We start from the raw sequence: 17,058 nt of genomic DNA on the forward strand, positions 1-17,058 counted from the left end.
CGGTCACGCCGCTGCTGCTGCTGCTGGGCGCCCGTGCCGAGCCCGGCACCGCCTGCGACGAACAGGTGGTGCTGGCGGCGGTCGAGCGCCTGCTGGATGAAGAAGTGTCGCTGGACGTGCGCGACCCGCGCGGCTTCGGTCCGCTGCACCTGGCCGCCCTGCACGGGTTGCCGCTGCTGGTGCAGCGCCTGCTGCGTGCCGGCGCCGACCCCGACGTACGCGACGCCCTGAATCGCAGCCCGCGCGAGATCGCGGTGATGCGCGGTTTCATCGACGTGGCCGGCGAGTTCGAACCGCGCGTGCCGGGCGTGTCCTCGATGGCAAGATTCCTGCGCGATAACGGGTAATCGTGGCAGACAAACGGTAGCGCCGACTGTTAGTCGGCTGCTCTCCGTTCCGACATCATGAACCCCTGGCACGCGGCTTCGGACGGTTATCAACCGCGATCAGTGCGCCGCAGACGTTGGGTGCGTGTCTGCGGATTTTCCGGCCGCGCTGCGCGCGGTCGCCGACTGACAGTCGGCGCTACGAATTGCCGGCGAACGATGGGGGAACTGGATACGTCCGGCCGGTTCCGTTCAATTGCCACGTTGGATGTCGGTCTTTTCATCGCGTTCCGCATCGGCTTCGAACAGGCGCATCAGGTCCGCCCTGGCGTCGCGCGAGGTCTGCATCACCGCGGCCTCGTCGTCGTAGACCAGGTACTGGTCGCGCAGCAGTTTTTCATCGTGCTCGCGGAAACGCTCCACGTGGTCGCGGGCCGTGTCGCCGGGGATGCCCAGCGCGGTCAGCACGCGCTCGCTCATGTCCAGGCTGGTTCCGAACACCTCGCGGAACGGTTCGGCCGACATGTCCATCAACCGCCATGCATGCTGGCGGTTGCGCGCACGCGCCAGCACCACCGCATTTGGATACATGCGCCGGATCAACCGTGTCGCGTGCATGTTCGCGTCCGGATCATCCAGCGTGATCACGAACACGCGCACGTTCTCGCCGCCGGCCGCGCGCAGCATCTCCGGTCGGGTCGGGTCGCCGTAGTACAGCTTGTTGCCGAAACGACGCAGGTCCGACACCGTGTCCGGGTTCGCTTCCAGCGCAATGAACGGAATCTTCTGCGCGGTCAGCAGGCGCGCCACCACCTGGCCGAAGCGGCCCATGCCGGCGATCATCACGCTGGGCTGGGTGCCGCCCGTGTCGATGGTGTCGGCCGCGGGCCTGTCGCCGGCGACCTCGTGTTCGCCGCCCAGCAACCGCAGCAGCCCGATCAGCAGCAGCGGCGTGAGCGCCATCGACAGGCCGACGATCGCCACCAGCCGGTCGTGGTTGGCGTTGCCGAGCAGGTTCGCGCGCTGCGCTTCGTTGAACACCACGAACGCGAACTCACCGCCCAGCCACAGCACGCTGCCGAGCAGCAGCGCGTGCCGCGTGCTCAGTCTGGCCAGCTTGCCGATGCCGAACAGCAGGCTGAACTTCACCACCAGCAGCACCGCCACCCCGAGCGCGATCGCCCACGGTTCGGCCACCACCCGGTCCAGGTCGATGCCCATGCCCACGGCGATGAAGAACAGGCCCAGCAACAACCCCTTGAACGGCTCGATCTGCGATTCCAGCTCATGCCGGAATTCCGAATCCGAGAGCAGCACGCCGGCCAGGAACGCGCCCAGGCTGGGGCTCAGACCCACCGTCTGCATGAACCACGCCGTGCCCAGCACCACCAGCAGCGCCATCGCGGTGAACACTTCCGGGCTGCGCGTGCGCGCCACGGTGTTGAACAGCCAGCGCAGCACCGGTCGCCCGCACAGGATCACCACCGCCAGTGCGCCCAGCGCCACCGCCACGTCGTTCCATTGCAGGGTTTCATTGCGGGCCCCGCCCAGCAGCGGAATCGCCGCCAGCAGCGGAATCGCGATCAGGTCCTGGAACAGCAGGATGGCAAAGCCCAGTCTGCCGTAATCAGTGTTGAGCCCCTTGTGTTCGGACAGCAGCTGCAGGCCCACCGCGGTGGACGACAGCGCCAGCGCGATGCCCACGATCAGCGCCCCCTTCCAGTGGAAGTGGTCCAGCATCAGCAGGCTGCCCAGCACCACCGCGCTCAGCGCCACCTGCGCGGTGCCGGCACCGAACACCGAGCGCCGCATCACCTTCAGCCGCGTGGGCGACAGCTCCAGCCCGATCACGAACAGCAGCATCACCACGCCGATCTCGGCCGCGCCGAGGATCCGGTCGGCGTCCTGTACGAAGCCCAGCCCGTCCGGGCCGAGCACCACGCCCGCCGCCAGGTAGCCCAGCACGGCACCCAGCCCGAGCTTCTTGAACACCGGCACCGCGATCACCGCAGCCAGCAGCAACACCAGGGCCAGGACCAGCGCACCGCTATGCATGGGGAAACCTGCGCATCGCATCATCGGCCTGTCGCCGGCGGCCCATTATGCGGCCCGGCGCGTCAAACGACCTTCAACCGGGCCCGAACGAGGGCCCGCAAGGGGTTGACCCGATCTGCGCGCGGGTCCAGACTGCCGCCCGCTGACCGCGCCGGCACGGTGCGCCCAGCGAAACCCTTCCGGAGTCCACACCCATGTCCAGCGACAGTAGAAGTCGACCTTGCTCGACGCCAGCGATGGCCACCGCCTGACACGGGACGGTTCGCCAGCGTTGGCGTCGCGCATACGCGATCCACAAGGCGAACCCCATGAACCAGAAAGACCTCCTGCGCCCGGCGGCCGATGCGGCCCTGGGCGCGCCCCTGCAGGACTTCAACACCGCCGACGCGGTGGAATACCTCAACACCCTGGAGCTGTCGCGCGCCGCCGACACGCTGGCCGCGTTGCCGCTGCCGCGTGCGGTGAAAATGCTCGAACAGCCCGAGCTGACCCGCAGTGGCGACCTGGTCGCCGCGTTGCCGGAAACCAAGGCGGCCGCGCTGCTCGGCCTGATGGCCGACGACCGCGCCACCGACATCGTCCATGAGCTGGGCGAAGACGAGCGCGCCCGGCTGATCCCGCTGCTCAGCGCCGAATCGCGCCAGGCCATCCAGCAGCTGCTCAGCTATCCCGCGCACACCGCCGGCGCATTGATGACCACCGAGTTCGTCAGCGTGCCGGCCGACTGGACCGTGGGCCGCACTCTGCAGCACATCCGCGAGGTCGAGCGCACCCGCGAAACCGTGTACGCCATCTACGTGCTCGACCCGCACAGCCAGGCCCTGCAGCAGGTGGTGACCATGCGCCGCCTGATCACCGGCCTGCCCGACGAGCCGATCCTGGAAGTGGCCCAGGTCAACCCGCCGGTGACTGTCGATGCCATGCTCGACCAGGAAGAAGTGGCGCAGCTGATCCGCCGCCACGACCTGCTGGCCATTCCGGTGGTGGACGCGCGCCAGCAGGTGCTGGGCATCGTCACCGTGGACGACATCCTTGACGCGCTGATCGAAGAATCCACCGAGGACGCGCACAAGTTCGGCGGCATGGAAGCGCTGGAAAAGCCGTACATGCAGATCGGTTTCTTCGAGATGCTGCGCAAGCGCGCCGGCTGGCTCAGCGTGCTGTTCCTCGGCGAAATGCTTACCGCCAGCGCCATGCAGCATTACGAGGACGAGCTGGCCCGCGCCGTGGTGCTGACCCTGTTCATTCCGCTGATCATGAGCTCGGGCGGCAACTCCGGCTCGCAGGCCACCTCGCTGCTGATCCGCAGCCTGGCCCTGCGCGAACTGCGCCTGCGCGACTGGTGGAAGGTGGCGCTGCGCGAAGTGCCGACCGGCATCACCCTGGGCGCCATCCTCGGCGTGCTGGCGATCATCCGCATCGTGTCCTGGCAGCTGCTCGGCCTCCATGACTACGGCGAGCACTGGCAGCTGCTGGCGCTGACCATCGGCGCGGCGCTGGTCGGCATCGTCACCTTCGGCTCGCTGTCCGGCTCGATGCTGCCCTTCATCCTGAAGCGTCTCGGCTTCGACCCGGCCAGTGCCTCGGCACCGTTCGTGGCGACCCTGGTCGACGTGACCGGGCTGGTGATCTATTTCAGCATCGCCGCGATGATCCTGCGCGGCACGCTCCTTTAGTTCGATGGGCGTGTCCGCGGTAGGGTCGGATCCCTGCCGTGGGCTGCGCCAGATCATCCCCAGTGGACCGCGAGCCGTGTACCGTGTCACCACGTGTCCCGGTGACAGTTCGACCCGATGAGCATCTACCACCTGCAATCCGTGTTCCGCCCGCAATCGGTGGCCGTCGTCGGCGGCAGCCCGCGCGAGCGCTCCGCCGGCCGCGCGGTGATGCGCAACCTGCGCGCCACCGGCTTTCCCGGCAAGGTCGCCTGGATCAACCCGCGCTACGGCGAGATCGACGGCATCAGCACGGTCAAGCGGCTCAAGGACCTGGACTGGGTGCCCGAGCTGGTCGTCATCACCGCGCCGGCCAGCATCGTGCCGCAGGTGGTCGCCACCGCCGCCGAGCGCGGCGTGGCGGCCGCCATCATCCTCACCGCCAACCTCGGCCAGGGCCCAGGCTCGCTTGCCGAACAGATCGAAGCCGCCGCGCGACCCAAGGGCCTGCGCATCCTCGGTCCGCACTGCCTGGGCGTGATCGCCCCGCACGCACGCCTCAACGCCAGCATCGCCGCGCATTTCCCGCAGGCCGGCGACCTGGCGCTGATCTCGGAATCGAGCGCGATTGCCGCGGCGCTGGTGGAGTGGGGCGTGGCGCGCTCGGTCGGCTTTTCCGCCGTGGTCTCGCTCGGCGACGCACTCGATGTCGACTTCGGCGACCTGCTCGACTACTTCGCCACCGACTACCGCACCCGGGCGATCCTGCTCTACGTCGAACACATCCGCGACGCGCGCAAGTTCATGTCGGCCGCGCGCGCCGCCGCCCGCGCCAAACCGGTGGTGGTGGTCAAATCCGGTCGCCACATCCGCATCGATCCGGACGGCGACACCCACGTGCAGGCGCTGGCCAGCTCCGACGCGGTGTATGGCGCTGCCTTCAACCGCGCCGGCCTGCTGCGGGTGAGCGCGCTGGACGAACTGTTCACCGCCGCCGAAACCCTGGGCCGGCTGGGCACCTTCCCCGGCCGGCGGCTGGCCATCCTCAGCAACGGTGGCGGGGTGGGGCGCCTGGCCGTGGACCAGCTGCTGGCACTGCGCGGCAGCCTGGCCGAGCTCTCGCCCGGCACCATCGCCGAACTCGACGGCGTGCTGCCCGAGGGCTGGTCACGCAGCAACCCGGTCGACATCGTGGTCGACGCCGACGGCGATCGCTACGCGGCCGCCATCGATGCGCTGATGTCCGACCCCGGCAACGATGCGGTGCTGGTCGTCAACGTGCCCACCGCCTTCACTTCCTCGGCCGACGCGGCGCAGGCACTGACCCGCACGCTGGGCCTGCGTCCGCGCCACCACCGCGACAAGCCGGTGTTCGCGGTGTGGCTGGGCAACGACGACCGCGCCACCGCCACCCTCAACGCCGCGCGCGTGCCCACCTACCCGACCGAAGCCGAAGCCGTGCGCGGCTTCCAGCACCTGGTGCGCTACCGCGACGCGCAGGCCGCGCTGATGGAGACCCCGCCCAGCCTGCCGCAGGATTTCGTGGTCGATACCGCCGCCGCGCGCGCCATCGTCGACGCCGCGCTGGCGGCCGGCCAGCAATGGCTGGATCCCATCGCCACCTACCAGCTGCTGACCGCCTACGGCATTCCGTCGGCGCCGGTGATGCAGGCGCGTGACGCACACGAGGCCATGGACCTGGCGCAGCCGCTGCTGGAGCAGGGCGCCACGGTGGCGGTCAAGGTGTTCTCAGCCGACATCCCGCACAAGTCCGACGTCGACGGCGTGCGCCTGAACCTGGGCACGCTGCAGGCGGTGCAGGCCGCGGCCAGTTCGATCCTGGCGCGTGCCCACGAACTGCGCCCGAACGCGCGCATCGACGGCGTGCTGGTGCAGCCCACCATCGTGCGGCCCAAGGCGCGCGAGCTGATCGCCGGCATTGCCGACGATCCCACCTTCGGTCCGGTGGTGGTGTTCGGCCGCGGCGGCACCGCGGTGGAAGTGATCGACGACAAGGCGCTGGCGCTGCCGCCGCTGGACCTGCGCCTTGCCCACGAGCTGATCGGCCGCACCCGCGTTTCACGCATCCTCAAGGCCTATCGCGACGTCCCGGCCGCCGACGAGCGCGCGGTCGCGCTGATCCTGGTCAAGCTGGCCCAGCTGGCCGCCGACATTCCCGAAGTGCGCACGCTGGACATCAATCCGCTGCTGGCCGACCGCGACGGGGTGATCGCGCTGGACGCGCGCGTGGCGATCGCCCCCTCGCGCAAGTTGCACAAGGGCCGCGGTCATCCGCGTTTCGCCGTGTTCCCGTACCCGAAGGAGTGGGAGCGCACCCTGACCCTGTCCGATGGCGCACCCGCGTTCGTGCGCCCGGTGCGGCCGGAGGATGATGCATTGTTCCGCGCGTTCTTCGCCCGCGTGACCGACGACGACCTGCGCCTGCGCTTCTTCCAGTCGGTGAAGCATTTCAGCCATGAGTTCATCGCCCGCCTGACCCAGCTCGACTATGCCCGCTCCATCGCCCTGGTCGCGATCGACCCGCGCAGCGGCGACATGCTCGGCGCGGTGCGCCTGCATGCGGATGCCGACTACGACCGCGGCGAATACGGCATCCTGATCCGTTCCGATCTCAAGGGCCACGGCATCGGCTGGCGGTTGATGACCATCATGATCGAGTACGCCCAGTGGCTCGGGCTGAACATCGTCGAAGGCCAGGTACTGCGCGAGAACAGCACCATGCTGGCGATGTGCCAGAGCCTGGGGTTCAAGACCAGGCTCGATCCCGACGACCCCACGGTAATGGTGGTGACCCTGCCGGTGCAGAGCGTGCAGGTGCCCGAGCCCCCCGAGGGCGTGATGCATTGAGCCGCGCGGGGCGGCTGCTGCAACACACCGGGCCGCAGGCGGTACGCCACCGCCGCCGCTATCGCCGACAATGACCGGATGACTGAACGCATTCCCCTGCTGTTGCTGCCCGGCCTGCTCAACGATGCCGAGCTCTGGAGCGCGCAGAGTGCCGCGCTCTCCGACATCGCCGACTGCACGGTTGGCGACCAGACCCGCGGCGAGACGATGCAGGCTGTGGTCGACGACGTGTTGGCCCAGGCCCCGGAGCACTTCGCCCTGGCCGGCTTCTCGCTGGGCGGCTTCGTGGCCCAGCAGATCCTCCGGGTCGCGCCCGAACGTGTGCTGCGGCTGGCGCTGATCGATACCTCGATCCATGCCGACTCCCCGGAACGCGCCGCCCAGCGCCAGTCGCAGCGCGCCAGCGTGCGCCTGCCCGGCGCCTTCCATGGTTTCGGCGACAAGCTGATGCGCAGTTACATCGACGCCTCACGCCTGGACGACTACGTGCTGGTGCAGCGCGTGCGCGACATGACTGCCCGGCTGGGCGCCGAAGTATTCCTGCGCCAGAGCGCGCTGGACCGCATCGACGGCCACGACGTACTGGCCAGCTACCGCGACCCGCTGCTGATCCTCTGCGGCGCCAACGACCGCATCACCCCGCTGGCGATCAGCGAGGAGATGCATGCCCTGGCGCCCGGCTCAACCCTGGTGGTGCTGCCCGATTGCGGCCACCTGGCGCCAATGGAAAAGCCCGAGGAGGTGAGCGCCGCCATGCGTGAGTGGCTGCTGGCCGGCGGGTAGGGTCGCATCCCGATCAACCGCCGATAACGGTGCCACGTGCTGTCGTGGCATGACCTCCGTCGAAGAAGCGCTCTCCGGCAGAGGTCATGCGTTCGCCGCGCCGGTCAGCGTGGTCGGCGGTTGATCGGGATCCAACCCTACCCGCCCAGGCGTCCGACGTTGACTGGGCGATCGATCAATCCCACGCCGGCGCGATGCCGTCCGGGTTCGCCAGGCGCTGCCCACGATCCAGCGTGGCGATCTGCGCCATGTCCTCATCGCTCAACCGCAGGTCCGCCGCCAGCAGGTTGCTGGCCAGGTTCTCGCGCTTGGTCGACGACGGAATCACCGCGAAGCCCTGCTGCAGCGCCCAGGCCAGCGCGACCTGCGCCGGGGTGGCGTCGTGGCGTTCGGCAATGGCCTGGATCACCGGGTCCTTGAGTACCTCACCGTAGGCCAGGCTCATGTAGGCGGTGACGTGGATGCCCTGCTCGCGCAGGAAGGCGATCAGTGCGCGGTTCTGCAGGTACGGATGCACCTCGATCTGGTTGGTGGCAATGGCATCGGCGCCCAGGATCGCGATCGCCTGGCGGGTCAGGTCGATGGTGAAGTTGGAAATGCCGATCTGCCGGGTGAGCCCTTCGGCCCTGGCCTGCGCCAGCGCGCCGAGGTATTCCTTCATCGGCACCGCATCGTTCGGCGACGGCCAATGGATCAGGGTCAGGTCGACATGATCGGTACGCAGCTTGCGCAGGCTTTCGCGCAGGCTGTCGAGCAACGCATCGTGCTCGAAGCTGGCGATCCAGACCTTGGTGGTGATGAACAGATCTTCGCGCGCCACGCCGGACTCGGCGATGGCTTGCCCAACCTCGGCTTCGTTGCCGTAGATCTGTGCGGTGTCGATGGCGCGGTAGCCCACGTCCAGTGCGTTGCGGACCGAATCTATGACGGTCTGGCCCTTCAGGCGGAACGTGCCCAGGCCGAATGCGGGAATGCTCATGGAAACTCCTTCAGTGGGGGAAAATAAAGACTACGCCTGGCACAGCCAACCTGATGTAGAGCCGACCGTCGGCCGGCTGCTCTCACCTCAATGCGCGGCGACGGCGATGCCCTCGGCGCGTTCGGCAACACCGTCGCGCCTGTCCAGCCGCCCGCTCAGTACGGTCAATCCGAGCGCGCCCAGCACCACCAGCGCGCCGATCCACGGCGTGTGCATCAGGCCCAGGTGGTCCACCACCAGCCCGCCCAGCGAGGCACCCATCGCGATGCCCACGTTGAACGCGGCGATGTTCAGGCCCGAGGCCACGTCCGCTGCCTGCGGTGCAAAGCGCTGCGCCTGCTTGACCACATACACCTGCAGCCCCGGCACGTTGCCGAACGCCACCGCGCCCAGCGCCAGCACCGTCAGCAGCACCAGCCAGGTGTTGTAGGCGGTGAAGGTCAATGCGAACAGGACCAGCGCCAGCAGCCCGAAGATCAGCTTGAGCGCGGGAATCGGCCCACGGCGGTCGGCCAGGCGGCCGCCCCACAGGTTGCCGATCGCCACCGACACGCCGTACACCAGCAGCACGCCGCTGACCGCATTGGCCGAGAAGCCGGTGACGTCCTGCAGGATCGACGCCAGATAGGTGAACGACAGGAACGTGCCGCCATAGCCCAGCGCGGTGATCGCGTACACCAGCAGCAGGCGCGGCTGCGCCAGCACCGCCAGCTGCTGGCCGAAGGTGGCCGGCTCGCTGCGCTGCAGGTTGCGCGGCACGAACAGCAGGCTGCCCAGCAGCGCCACTACGCCCAGCGCGGCCACCGCCAGGAAGGTCGCGCGCCAGCCCAGGTGCTGGCCGATGAACGTGCCCAGCGGCACGCCGGTGACCAGTGCCACGGTCAGGCCGGTGAACATGATCGCGATCGCACTGGCGGCCTTCTACTTGGGCACCACCGAGGTGGCGATGATCGAACCGATCGAGAAGAACACGCCATGCGCCAACCCGGTGAGCACGCGCGCCACGATCAGCGAGCCGTAGCTGGGCGCCATCCAGGCAATCACGTTGCCCAGCGTGAACAGCACCATCAGCGCTACCAGCAGGGTCTTGCGCGGTACCCGTCCGGTCAACGCGGTCAGCACCGGCGCGCCCACCGCCACGCCCAGCGCGTACAGAGACACCAGCAGACCGGCCGAGGGCAGGGACACGCCCAGGTCGGCGGCGATGGTCGGGATCAGCCCGACGATGACGAATTCAGTGGTGCCGATGGCGTACGCGCCCAGCGTCAACGCCAACAAGGCCAAGGGGATGCCACGGGACATGAGGATTACCGGTGGAGGGGAGAGGCTGCGCAGTCTGCGCCCCGCACTCTTGCCGAAAAACCAGTCTTCACGCCAATGACTATTGCCTGGTGATCAATAATGGTCGCCCCCACCCGCGAACGCCCGCCATGAAGACCACCCTGGATGAGATGCAGGCATTCATCGCCGTGATCGACAGCGGCTCGATCACGGCCGCCGCTGAGCAGCTGGGCCAGACCACCTCCGGGGTCAGCCGCGCGCTGGGCCGACTGGAAGACAAGCTCGGCACCACGCTGCTGACCCGCACCACCCGCCGCCTGCAGCTCACCGAAGAGGGCGACGCCTTCCTGGCCCAGGCCCGCGCCATCGTGGCGTCGGTGGAGGCGGCCGAAGAGCAGATCGCCGCGCGCCGCGAGCGGCCGGCCGGGCGCCTGCGCGTGGACGCGGCCACCCCCTTCGTGCTGCACGTGATCGCCCCGCAGGTGGCCAGCTACCGTGCGCGGTATCCGGAGGTGGATCTGGAGATCAACAGCAGCGAGCGCTACATCGACCTGCTCGAGCGCCGCACTGACGTGGCCATCCGCATCGGCCCACTCGCAGATTCGACCCTGCACGCGCGTCCGCTGGGCCACAGCCGCCTGCGCGTACTGGCCAGCCCGGCCTACCTGCAGCAGCACGGCACCCCGGCCAGCGTGGCCGACCTGCGCCAGCACAGCCTGCTGGGCTTCAACGAACCGGACTCGCTGAACCACTGGCCGCTGCCGGGCGACACCGACGCGCTGCTGCACATCCAGCCGGCGGTGCGCGTGTCCAGCGGCGAAACCCTGCGCCGGCTCGCCCTGGAAGGGGCGGGGGTGGTCTGCCTGTCTGACTTCATGACCCAGCGCGACCGCGACGCGGGCACGCTGGTGCAGCTGCTGCCGGAACGGACCGTCGAGGTCCGGCAGCCGATCCACGCCGTCTACTACCGGAACACCGCGGTCTCGGCACGGATCACCAGCTTCCTCGATCACCTGGCCCAGGCCATGACCGGCCAGGCGTTCCTGCGGTAATCCCGGCCGTCCATCACCGGCCCTGCCTCCCTACGGTAGCGCCGGCCGTTGGCCGGCCCATGCAAGCGTCTCACCGTTCAGGAGAGCCGGCCAACGGCCGGCGCTACCGGATTGTTGCCATATATGTAACTATTGTCGTTACATGAAATCCAGCAACCAATTCTCCGACGCGCTCCACATCATGGCCCACCTGGTCGGGCAGGCCGGGCCGCGCACTTCCGAACAGCTCGCCACCTGCCTGCCGACCCACCCGGTGGTGATCCGCCGGCTGCTCGCGGCCCTGCACAAAGGGGGCCTGGTCCACACCGTGCGCGGGCACGGCGGTGGCAGCCAGCTGGCGCGCGACCCGGCCACCATCAGCCTGCACGACGTCTACCTCGCCATCGGTTCGCCGGCACTGCTGCATACCGGCGCGCGCGAGAGCGGGCGCGGCTGCCCCGTGCAGCAGGTGGTCAACGCCGCCCTCGACGAGAGCTACCAGCAGGCCCAGGCCCTGCTCGAACAGCGCCTGCGCGCCACCACCCTGGCCACGCTCGGCGATGCCTTCGCCCAGCATCTGGCCCTGCATGCAACAGGAGTTGCCCATGACCTTTGACGCCGTGATCGTCGGCGGCAGTTTCGCCGGCCTGTCCGCTGCAATGATGCTGGCGCGTGCGCGCCGCAGCGTGCTGGTGATCGACAGCGGCCTGCCGCGCAACCGCTTTGCCGCGCATTCCCACGGCGTGCTGGGGCTGGACGGCATCGCCGGTGGCGACCTGCTGCGCCAGGCCAAGGCGCAGCTGCTGGATTACCCCAGCGTGCGCTGGGCCAGCGACACCGCCATGGAGGCGCGGGCAACGGTCGACGGCTTCGCCGTGACCACCGCCGGCGGCGAGACCTGGGCGGCGCGCAAGCTGCTATTGGCCACCGGGATACGCGACGCACTGCCGGACCTGCCCGGGCTCGCCGAGCGGTGGGGCCACAGCGTGCTGCACTGCCCGTACTGCCACGGCTACGAGATCGGTGGCGGCGCGATCGGCCTGCTGGGTGGCCACGCGATGTCCGCGTTCATGGCCGGCCTGCTTGCCGATTGGGGCCAGGTCACGCTGTTCGCGCACGGGATGACCCTGGAGCCGGATGAGATCGCCACCCTGCAGCGACGCGGCGTGCAGATCGAAACCGAACAGGTAGTGGCACTGGACGGTGACGCGCCGCAGTTGAGCGGTGCACGGCTCGCCGACGGTCGCCACATCGACCTGCGCGCGCTGTTCGTCACCGCGCGCCAGGAGATGGGCTCGCCGCTGGTCGAGCAGTTGGGATGTGTCCTGGATGAAAACCCGGTGGGCGTACTGGTGCGCGTGGACGCGCAGAAGCAGACCACGGTGCCCGGCGTATACGCCGCGGGCGACGCCACCGTCATGGGCAACATCACCCTGGCCAGCGCCGAAGGCGTGCGCGCCGGCGTAAGCATCCACCACGCACTCGTAGCCGAAGACGCCGCACCCAAAGCGGCGTAGAGCCGGGCTCTGCCCGGCTGCTGCGTCCGGCACCGCGCAGCCACGCAGGGCGTGGCTCTACGTAGGCGGTTTCATTCTGCGCTGGCGGCGTTGAGCTGTGCGATGTCGTCCGCCGACAGCGCTACCTGCGCCGCCGCCAACACATCGTGCAGCTGCTCCACCCGGGTCGCGCTGACGATCGGGGCGGTAATCCCCGGTCGCGCGATCAACCACGCAATGGCCACCTGTGCAGCGGTGGCGTTGTGGCTGCCCGCCACATCATCCAGCGCCTCCAGAATGCGCAGGCCGCGCGGGTTGACGTACTTCGCCACCACGCTGCTGCCACGCGCGCTGCTCTTGTCGGCATCCCCGGCGCTGCGGTACTTGCCGCTGAGGAAGCCGCTGGCCAGCGAGTAGTAGCTGATCACGCCCAGGTCATGCTCGTGCGCGACCGCTTCCAGCCCGCTCTCGTAACCGGCGCGGTCGTACAGGTTGTACTCCGGCTGCAGCGTCTCATAGCGCGGCAGCTTGTAATCGGCAGAAACCTTGAGCGCGTCGCGCAGGCGTTCGGCGCTGTAATTGGACGCGCCGATCGCACGCACCTTGCCCTGTTCGATCAAGCGGCCGAACGCGGCCAGCGTGGTTTCCAGCGGCGTGGACTCATCATCCTCGTGCGCCTGGTAAAGGTCGATCACATCGGTCTGCAGGCGCCGCAGCGAGTCCTCCACCGCCGCATTGATGTTGTCCGCGGACAGCCCGGGATGTTCGGCCCACTTTGCCACCTTGGTCGCCAACACTACTTTGTCGCGCTTGCCGCTGCGCTGGAACCAGCGGCCCAGGATCGTCTCCGATTCACCGCCCTGGTTGCCGGGCACCCAGGCCGAGTAGACATCGGCGGTATCGACCAGGCTGAAGCCCGCATCGACGAAGGCATCCAGCAACGCGAACGAGGTCTTCTCGTCCGCGCCCCAGCCGAAGACGTTGCCGCCGAACGCGATGGGAAGCACCTTCAGGCCGGAACGGCCGAGTTCACGGGGTGCGGTCAGGGCAATCCTCCAATCGAAAGCAATGTCACAGCATAAGTGCGTGTCGATGACACCGTTGCGGCGCGAGCCACAAAACAGCGTTCTGCTTCGCTGCATTGCAGTAACGTTTTGTGAACACCTTTGACATCGCGGCTGCTAGTCTCGCCGCATCCCGCCCACCGTAGGTGATCCGATGAAAGCCCGTTCGCTCAGCTGTGCCTGCCTGTTCACCGTTTCCACGCTGCTGATTGCCGCGCCCGCCATGGCGATCAAGCCGGCCGGCCCCAACGCCCAGCCGGCCATCACCGCTGCGGTGCAGGCGGCCGTCGACGGCAAGGGCCGTACCCCGGAAAACGTGAAGCGCGACGCCTACCGCCACCCGGCGCAGACGCTGTCGTTCTTCGGCGTGGAACCGGGCAAGACCGTGGTGGAAATCACCCCGGGTGGTGGCTGGTACGCCGAAATCCTCGCCCCGCTGCTGCGTGACACGGGCACCTATGTCGCCGCCGTGGTCGACCCGAAGGCCGTGGCCGAAGGCAGGGGCCGCGATTACCAGCAGCGCAGCCGCGACGGGCTGGAGAAGAAGTTCGCCGACAATCCGGCCCTGTACGACAAGGCGAAGGTCGTGGGCTACGACCCGAAGGCACCGGTCTTCGGCCCGGCCGGATCGGCCGACGTCGTGCTGACCTTCCGCAACGTGCACAACTGGCGCAGCGCCAACCAGGCCGAAGGCATGTTCAAGGGCTTCTACAACGTGCTCAAGCCCGGTGGCGTGCTCGGCGTGGTCGAACACCGCGCCAAGGCCGACGTCGCGGCCGACGACAAGAGTGGCTACGTGGGCCAGGCCCAGGTGATCGCGATGGCCGAAGCCGCCGGCTTCAAGCTGGCCGGCAGCAGCGAGATCAATGCCAACCCGCGCGATACCAAGGACTACCCGAACGGCGTGTGGACCCTGCCGCCGACCAACCAGCACGAGCCCAGTGATGCCGGGAAGTACAAGGCCATCGGCGAAAGCGACCGCATGACCCTGCGCTTCGTGAAGTAATGCGGGACGCCGTCCGGCAACGGTGACGCCGGCGCACGACCAACGGTCGTGCGCTACCGGTCGGAACCGTTGCATCCAACCCGGTCGCGACCGGCGGGACCCGCCCGGTAGGTACCGACCGTTGCTCGGTACGAAGGCAACCGAAGCCACGGAATGGGACAATGCCACCTCGCCACCCACGTCCCGCACCATGCTCATCGCCCTCAACAAGCCCTTCAACGTGCTGTGCCAGTTCACCGACAGCAGCCAGCCGCCGCGCGCGACGCTGGCCGGGTTCGGCCTGCCGCCTGGCGTGTATGCGGCCGGGCGGCTGGACTACGACAGCGAAGGCCTGCTGCTGCTGACCGACGACGGCCCGCTGGCGCACCGCCTCACCGATCCGCGCCACAAGGAAGACAAGACCTACTGGGTGCAGGTCGAGGGCACGCCCAGCGACGACCAGCTGCAGGCACTGCGCAGCGGCGTGCAGTTGAACGACGGGCCGACGTTGCCCGCAGGCGTGCAGCACCTCGATCCACCCGGGCTCTGGCCACGCACCCCGGCGGTACGCTTCCGTAAGACCGTGCCCGATGCCTGGCTGGCGATCACCCTGCGCGAAGGCCGCAACCGCCAGGTGCGGCGCATGACCGCAGCGGTGGGCCTGCCCACGCTGCGCCTGGTCCGGGTCGCGATGGGCCCACATCGCCTCGACGGCCTGCAGCCCGGCGAATGGCGCCGGATCGACGCCTGAAAAAAAAACCGCCGGACAATGCCGGCGGTTTTTCACCTGCAACACGCCGGAAAAATCAGGCGTCGCTGCCGATGTCGCTATGTTCGTCAACCACGGTGCTGGTGCGGCGGTTGCGCGCGCTGATGCGCTCGGCCTGCCCATTCACCACGCTGCCGTTGGCCAGCTTCTTCTTCTGCTGCTTGCGATACAGCGCGTAGCCGAGCAGGCCCACGCCGACCGCCGCCACTGCGATGGTTGCTGCCGGGTTGCGGCGCACGGCCTTGGCCGCCACCTTGCTGCCGGTCTTCACCGCGCCGAGCGCCGCACCGGTCTTGAGCCAGTCGGTCGCCTGCGGGCCGAAGTGGCGCAGGTTGGTGCCGGCATGCTTCAGGCCATCGCCAGCGCTGCTGGCCAGATCCAGTGCACGCTCCAGGGCGCGGTCGGTAATAACGGTCAGTCTGCTCATGGGGGGTCCTTTTGCCTCGGTTCGAAATCCAGTGTCACCCGGGGGCCGTGTAGGGCGTGTTATCCAGCGCCCACGGTCCGGTCACGACGATAACCAATGTGCAGGATCGATTCAGCCAGCCACCAGCAACGCCCCGGGGTAGAGCCACGCCCTGCGTGGCTGAGCTGCCAAACAGCCGACATCGCGCAGCCACGCGGGGCGTGGCTCTACGTGCCGCGTGGTTTGGCGCGGTGGGTGGCGTTGGCCGTCCACGGATCGTCCGGCCATGGGTGCCTGGGGTAGCGCCCCTTCATTTCCTTTTTGACCTCGGCATACGTGTTCGCCCAGAAGTTGCGCAGGTCCTGGGTGACCTGCAGCGGGCGGCCGCCGGGGGACAGCAGGTGCAGGGTAAGCGGTACGCGGCCATCCGCAATGCGCGGTGTATCGGCCAGCCCGAACAGCTCCTGCAGCTTCACCGCCAGCACCGGCGGCTGTGGCGTGCTGCCATCGGCCTCCAGCGCGTAATGGATCGCACGCTCCATGCCCGACGGCACCGCCATCCGCACCGGCGCATGCCGGTCGATCGCCTGCCGCTGCGCCCACGGCACCGGCGATTTCAGCGCTTCGCCCAAGGCCGACTCGTCGAGCGCATCCAGCCGGGTCCTGCCATTGAACGCCGGGGTCAGCCATGTCGGCAACGACGCCATCAGCGCGGCATCGGACACATCCGGCACCTCCAGCTCCGGCATCCATGCACGCAGCGCCAACGCCCGCGCCTGCCACTGGCGCAGCCCCTCGGTCCACGGCAGGGCCTCCAGCCCCAGCTCCCGCACCGCCTCGGTCAGCGCCTGCGCCGCCTGCGCCGGATCCACGCGGCCGGCAGAGCGGCTGTCCAGCACGATGCGGTCGAAGCGGCTCTCGCGGCGCGCCACCAGCGCGCGTTTGTCCGCATCCCAGCGCACCAAGTCCTGCTGCTGGAAAAGGTTCGGGAAATCGCGCCGCAGCCGGTTCTCGTCCACCGGCGCGGCGCGCAGCAGCAACGCATCGCGCGCCTCATAGCGCAGCTCAACCGCGACCAGCCAGGGCTCGCCGCGCAGGTCGCTGGGGTCGAACAGGCGCGCGCTGCGTCCGTTCGCCAGCAGATAGCGCAGCGGGTCGGTGGGGTGGCGCGCCGCAATCCGGTCGGGGAACGCGTGCGCCAGCAGGTCGCCCAGCTGATGCGCTTCCACCGACGAAGGCGGCGCCGCATCGCAGCGCAGGCGCCGCCGCCACTGCTTGCTGGCCGCATCGATCGCCGCCAGTGCCCCGCGGTTGGCGTCGTGCGGGGCGCGCCCCTGCCGGAACGCAGCCAGTGCACGCC

General features: G+C 68.8%; 14 protein-coding genes and 1 pseudogene. 9 read left to right on the top strand and 6 right to left on the bottom strand.

Annotated elements, in window-relative coordinates; translation table 11 throughout:
- The coding region (locus RWO33_RS13120) for an ankyrin repeat domain-containing protein (RefSeq protein WP_314105349.1) at positions 1 to 347 on the top strand (347 nt) is incomplete at its 5' end.
- A gap of 231 nt (positions 348 to 578) precedes the next feature.
- Here the strand turns inward: RWO33_RS13120 and RWO33_RS13125 are convergent.
- A complete protein-coding gene (locus tag RWO33_RS13125) occupies positions 579 to 2,381 on the bottom strand; it encodes a monovalent cation:proton antiporter-2 (CPA2) family protein (RefSeq protein WP_314105350.1) in 1,803 nt (600 codons plus the stop codon).
- A gap of 308 nt (positions 2,382 to 2,689) precedes the next feature.
- Here RWO33_RS13125 and mgtE point away from each other — a divergent pair, with 308 nt between their 5' ends.
- The 3 genes from mgtE (at position 2,690) to RWO33_RS13140 (ending at position 7,687) form a co-directional block, all read left to right on the top strand.
- Positions 2,690 to 4,057, top strand: coding sequence for a magnesium transporter (mgtE, locus tag RWO33_RS13130; protein ID WP_314105352.1), 1,368 nt, complete (start codon positions 2,690 to 2,692; stop codon positions 4,055 to 4,057).
- A gap of 117 nt (positions 4,058 to 4,174) precedes the next feature.
- Positions 4,175 to 6,904, top strand: coding sequence for a bifunctional acetate--CoA ligase family protein/GNAT family N-acetyltransferase (locus RWO33_RS13135; RefSeq protein WP_314105354.1), 2,730 nt, complete (start codon positions 4,175 to 4,177; stop codon positions 6,902 to 6,904).
- A 78-nt stretch (positions 6,905 to 6,982) separates the two neighbouring features.
- Positions 6,983 to 7,687, top strand: a complete 705-nt coding sequence (locus tag RWO33_RS13140; protein WP_314105355.1) for an alpha/beta hydrolase — start codon at positions 6,983 to 6,985, stop codon at positions 7,685 to 7,687.
- Between the two features lie 175 nt (positions 7,688 to 7,862).
- On the opposite strand, the gene dkgB is transcribed toward RWO33_RS13140, so the two are convergent.
- Positions 7,863 to 8,666 carry a 2,5-didehydrogluconate reductase DkgB gene (dkgB, locus tag RWO33_RS13145; protein ID WP_314105357.1) on the bottom strand — a complete coding sequence of 268 codons (804 nt, stop codon included), beginning with the start codon at positions 8,664 to 8,666 and terminating at the stop codon, positions 7,863 to 7,865.
- Positions 8,667 to 8,753: 87 nt separating this feature from the next.
- Positions 8,754 to 9,968: pseudogene (locus tag RWO33_RS13150) on the bottom strand (MFS transporter).
- A gap of 128 nt (positions 9,969 to 10,096) precedes the next feature.
- On the opposite strand from RWO33_RS13150, the gene RWO33_RS13155 reads away from it, so the two are divergent.
- The 3 genes from RWO33_RS13155 (at position 10,097) to RWO33_RS13165 (ending at position 12,495) form a co-directional block, all read left to right on the top strand.
- The gene (locus tag RWO33_RS13155; RefSeq protein ID WP_314105359.1) at positions 10,097 to 10,999 is read left to right on the top strand and encodes a LysR family transcriptional regulator; all 903 of its coding nucleotides are present in this window, start codon (positions 10,097 to 10,099) and stop codon (positions 10,997 to 10,999) included.
- Between the two features lie 142 nt (positions 11,000 to 11,141).
- Complete coding sequence (locus tag RWO33_RS13160; protein ID WP_314105360.1) at positions 11,142 to 11,594, top strand: Rrf2 family transcriptional regulator; 453 nt, start codon at positions 11,142 to 11,144, stop codon at positions 11,592 to 11,594.
- Complete coding sequence (locus RWO33_RS13165) at positions 11,584 to 12,495, top strand: NAD(P)/FAD-dependent oxidoreductase (RefSeq protein WP_314105361.1); 912 nt, start codon at positions 11,584 to 11,586, stop codon at positions 12,493 to 12,495. Before RWO33_RS13160 ends, RWO33_RS13165 begins: the two co-directional genes overlap by 11 nt.
- Before the next feature lie 71 nt (positions 12,496 to 12,566).
- On the opposite strand, the gene RWO33_RS13170 is transcribed toward RWO33_RS13165, so the two are convergent.
- Positions 12,567 to 13,520: an aldo/keto reductase gene (locus RWO33_RS13170; RefSeq protein WP_314105367.1), complete on the bottom strand. Its 954-nt coding sequence runs from the start codon at positions 13,518 to 13,520 to the stop codon at positions 12,567 to 12,569.
- Between the two features lie 241 nt (positions 13,521 to 13,761).
- On the opposite strand from RWO33_RS13170, the gene RWO33_RS13175 reads away from it, so the two are divergent.
- On the top strand, positions 13,762 to 14,544 hold the full coding sequence (locus RWO33_RS13175) for a methyltransferase (protein ID WP_314105369.1): 783 nt from the start codon (positions 13,762 to 13,764) through the stop codon (positions 14,542 to 14,544).
- Positions 14,545 to 14,734: 190 nt separating this feature from the next.
- The gene (locus RWO33_RS13180; RefSeq protein WP_314105363.1) at positions 14,735 to 15,274 is read left to right on the top strand and encodes a pseudouridine synthase; all 540 of its coding nucleotides are present in this window, start codon (positions 14,735 to 14,737) and stop codon (positions 15,272 to 15,274) included.
- A 55-nt stretch (positions 15,275 to 15,329) separates the two neighbouring features.
- Here RWO33_RS13180 and RWO33_RS13185 read toward each other — a convergent pair whose 3' ends face one another.
- Together RWO33_RS13185 and RWO33_RS13190 are read right to left on the bottom strand one after the other, a co-directional pair.
- Positions 15,330 to 15,719 (bottom strand): hypothetical protein, encoded by a 390-nt coding sequence (locus RWO33_RS13185; protein ID WP_145478720.1) that lies wholly within the window; start codon positions 15,717 to 15,719, stop codon positions 15,330 to 15,332.
- A gap of 206 nt (positions 15,720 to 15,925) precedes the next feature.
- Positions 15,926 to 17,058: ATP-dependent helicase C-terminal domain-containing protein (locus RWO33_RS13190; protein ID WP_314105365.1), on the bottom strand; the 1,133-nt coding region annotated here is incomplete at its 5' end.

Origin of the sequence: uncultured Stenotrophomonas sp. (genome assembly GCF_963519925.1) — a bacterium.
Taxonomy (GTDB): Bacteria; Pseudomonadota; Gammaproteobacteria; order Xanthomonadales; family Xanthomonadaceae; genus Stenotrophomonas; species Stenotrophomonas maltophilia_AE.

What these genes read in the sequence shown, in the direction of transcription:
- RWO33_RS13125 (WP_314105350.1), bottom strand. Translation starts at nt 2,381, where the DNA reads ATGCATAGCGGTGCGCTGGTCCTGGCCCTGGTGTTGCTGCTGGCTGCG.
- mgtE (WP_314105352.1), top strand. Translation starts at nt 2,690, where the DNA reads ATGAACCAGAAAGACCTCCTGCGCCCGGCGGCCGATGCGGCCCTGGGC.
- RWO33_RS13135 (WP_314105354.1), top strand. Translation starts at nt 4,175, where the DNA reads ATGAGCATCTACCACCTGCAATCCGTGTTCCGCCCGCAATCGGTGGCC.
- RWO33_RS13140 (WP_314105355.1), top strand. Translation starts at nt 6,983, where the DNA reads ATGACTGAACGCATTCCCCTGCTGTTGCTGCCCGGCCTGCTCAACGAT.
- dkgB (WP_314105357.1), bottom strand. Translation starts at nt 8,666, where the DNA reads ATGAGCATTCCCGCATTCGGCCTGGGCACGTTCCGCCTGAAGGGCCAG.
- RWO33_RS13155 (WP_314105359.1), top strand. Translation starts at nt 10,097, where the DNA reads ATGAAGACCACCCTGGATGAGATGCAGGCATTCATCGCCGTGATCGAC.
- RWO33_RS13160 (WP_314105360.1), top strand. Translation starts at nt 11,142, where the DNA reads ATGAAATCCAGCAACCAATTCTCCGACGCGCTCCACATCATGGCCCAC.
- RWO33_RS13165 (WP_314105361.1), top strand. Translation starts at nt 11,584, where the DNA reads ATGACCTTTGACGCCGTGATCGTCGGCGGCAGTTTCGCCGGCCTGTCC.
- RWO33_RS13175 (WP_314105369.1), top strand. Translation starts at nt 13,762, where the DNA reads ATGGCGATCAAGCCGGCCGGCCCCAACGCCCAGCCGGCCATCACCGCT.
- RWO33_RS13180 (WP_314105363.1), top strand. Translation starts at nt 14,735, where the DNA reads ATGCTCATCGCCCTCAACAAGCCCTTCAACGTGCTGTGCCAGTTCACC.
- RWO33_RS13185 (WP_145478720.1), bottom strand. Translation starts at nt 15,719, where the DNA reads ATGAGCAGACTGACCGTTATTACCGACCGCGCCCTGGAGCGTGCACTG.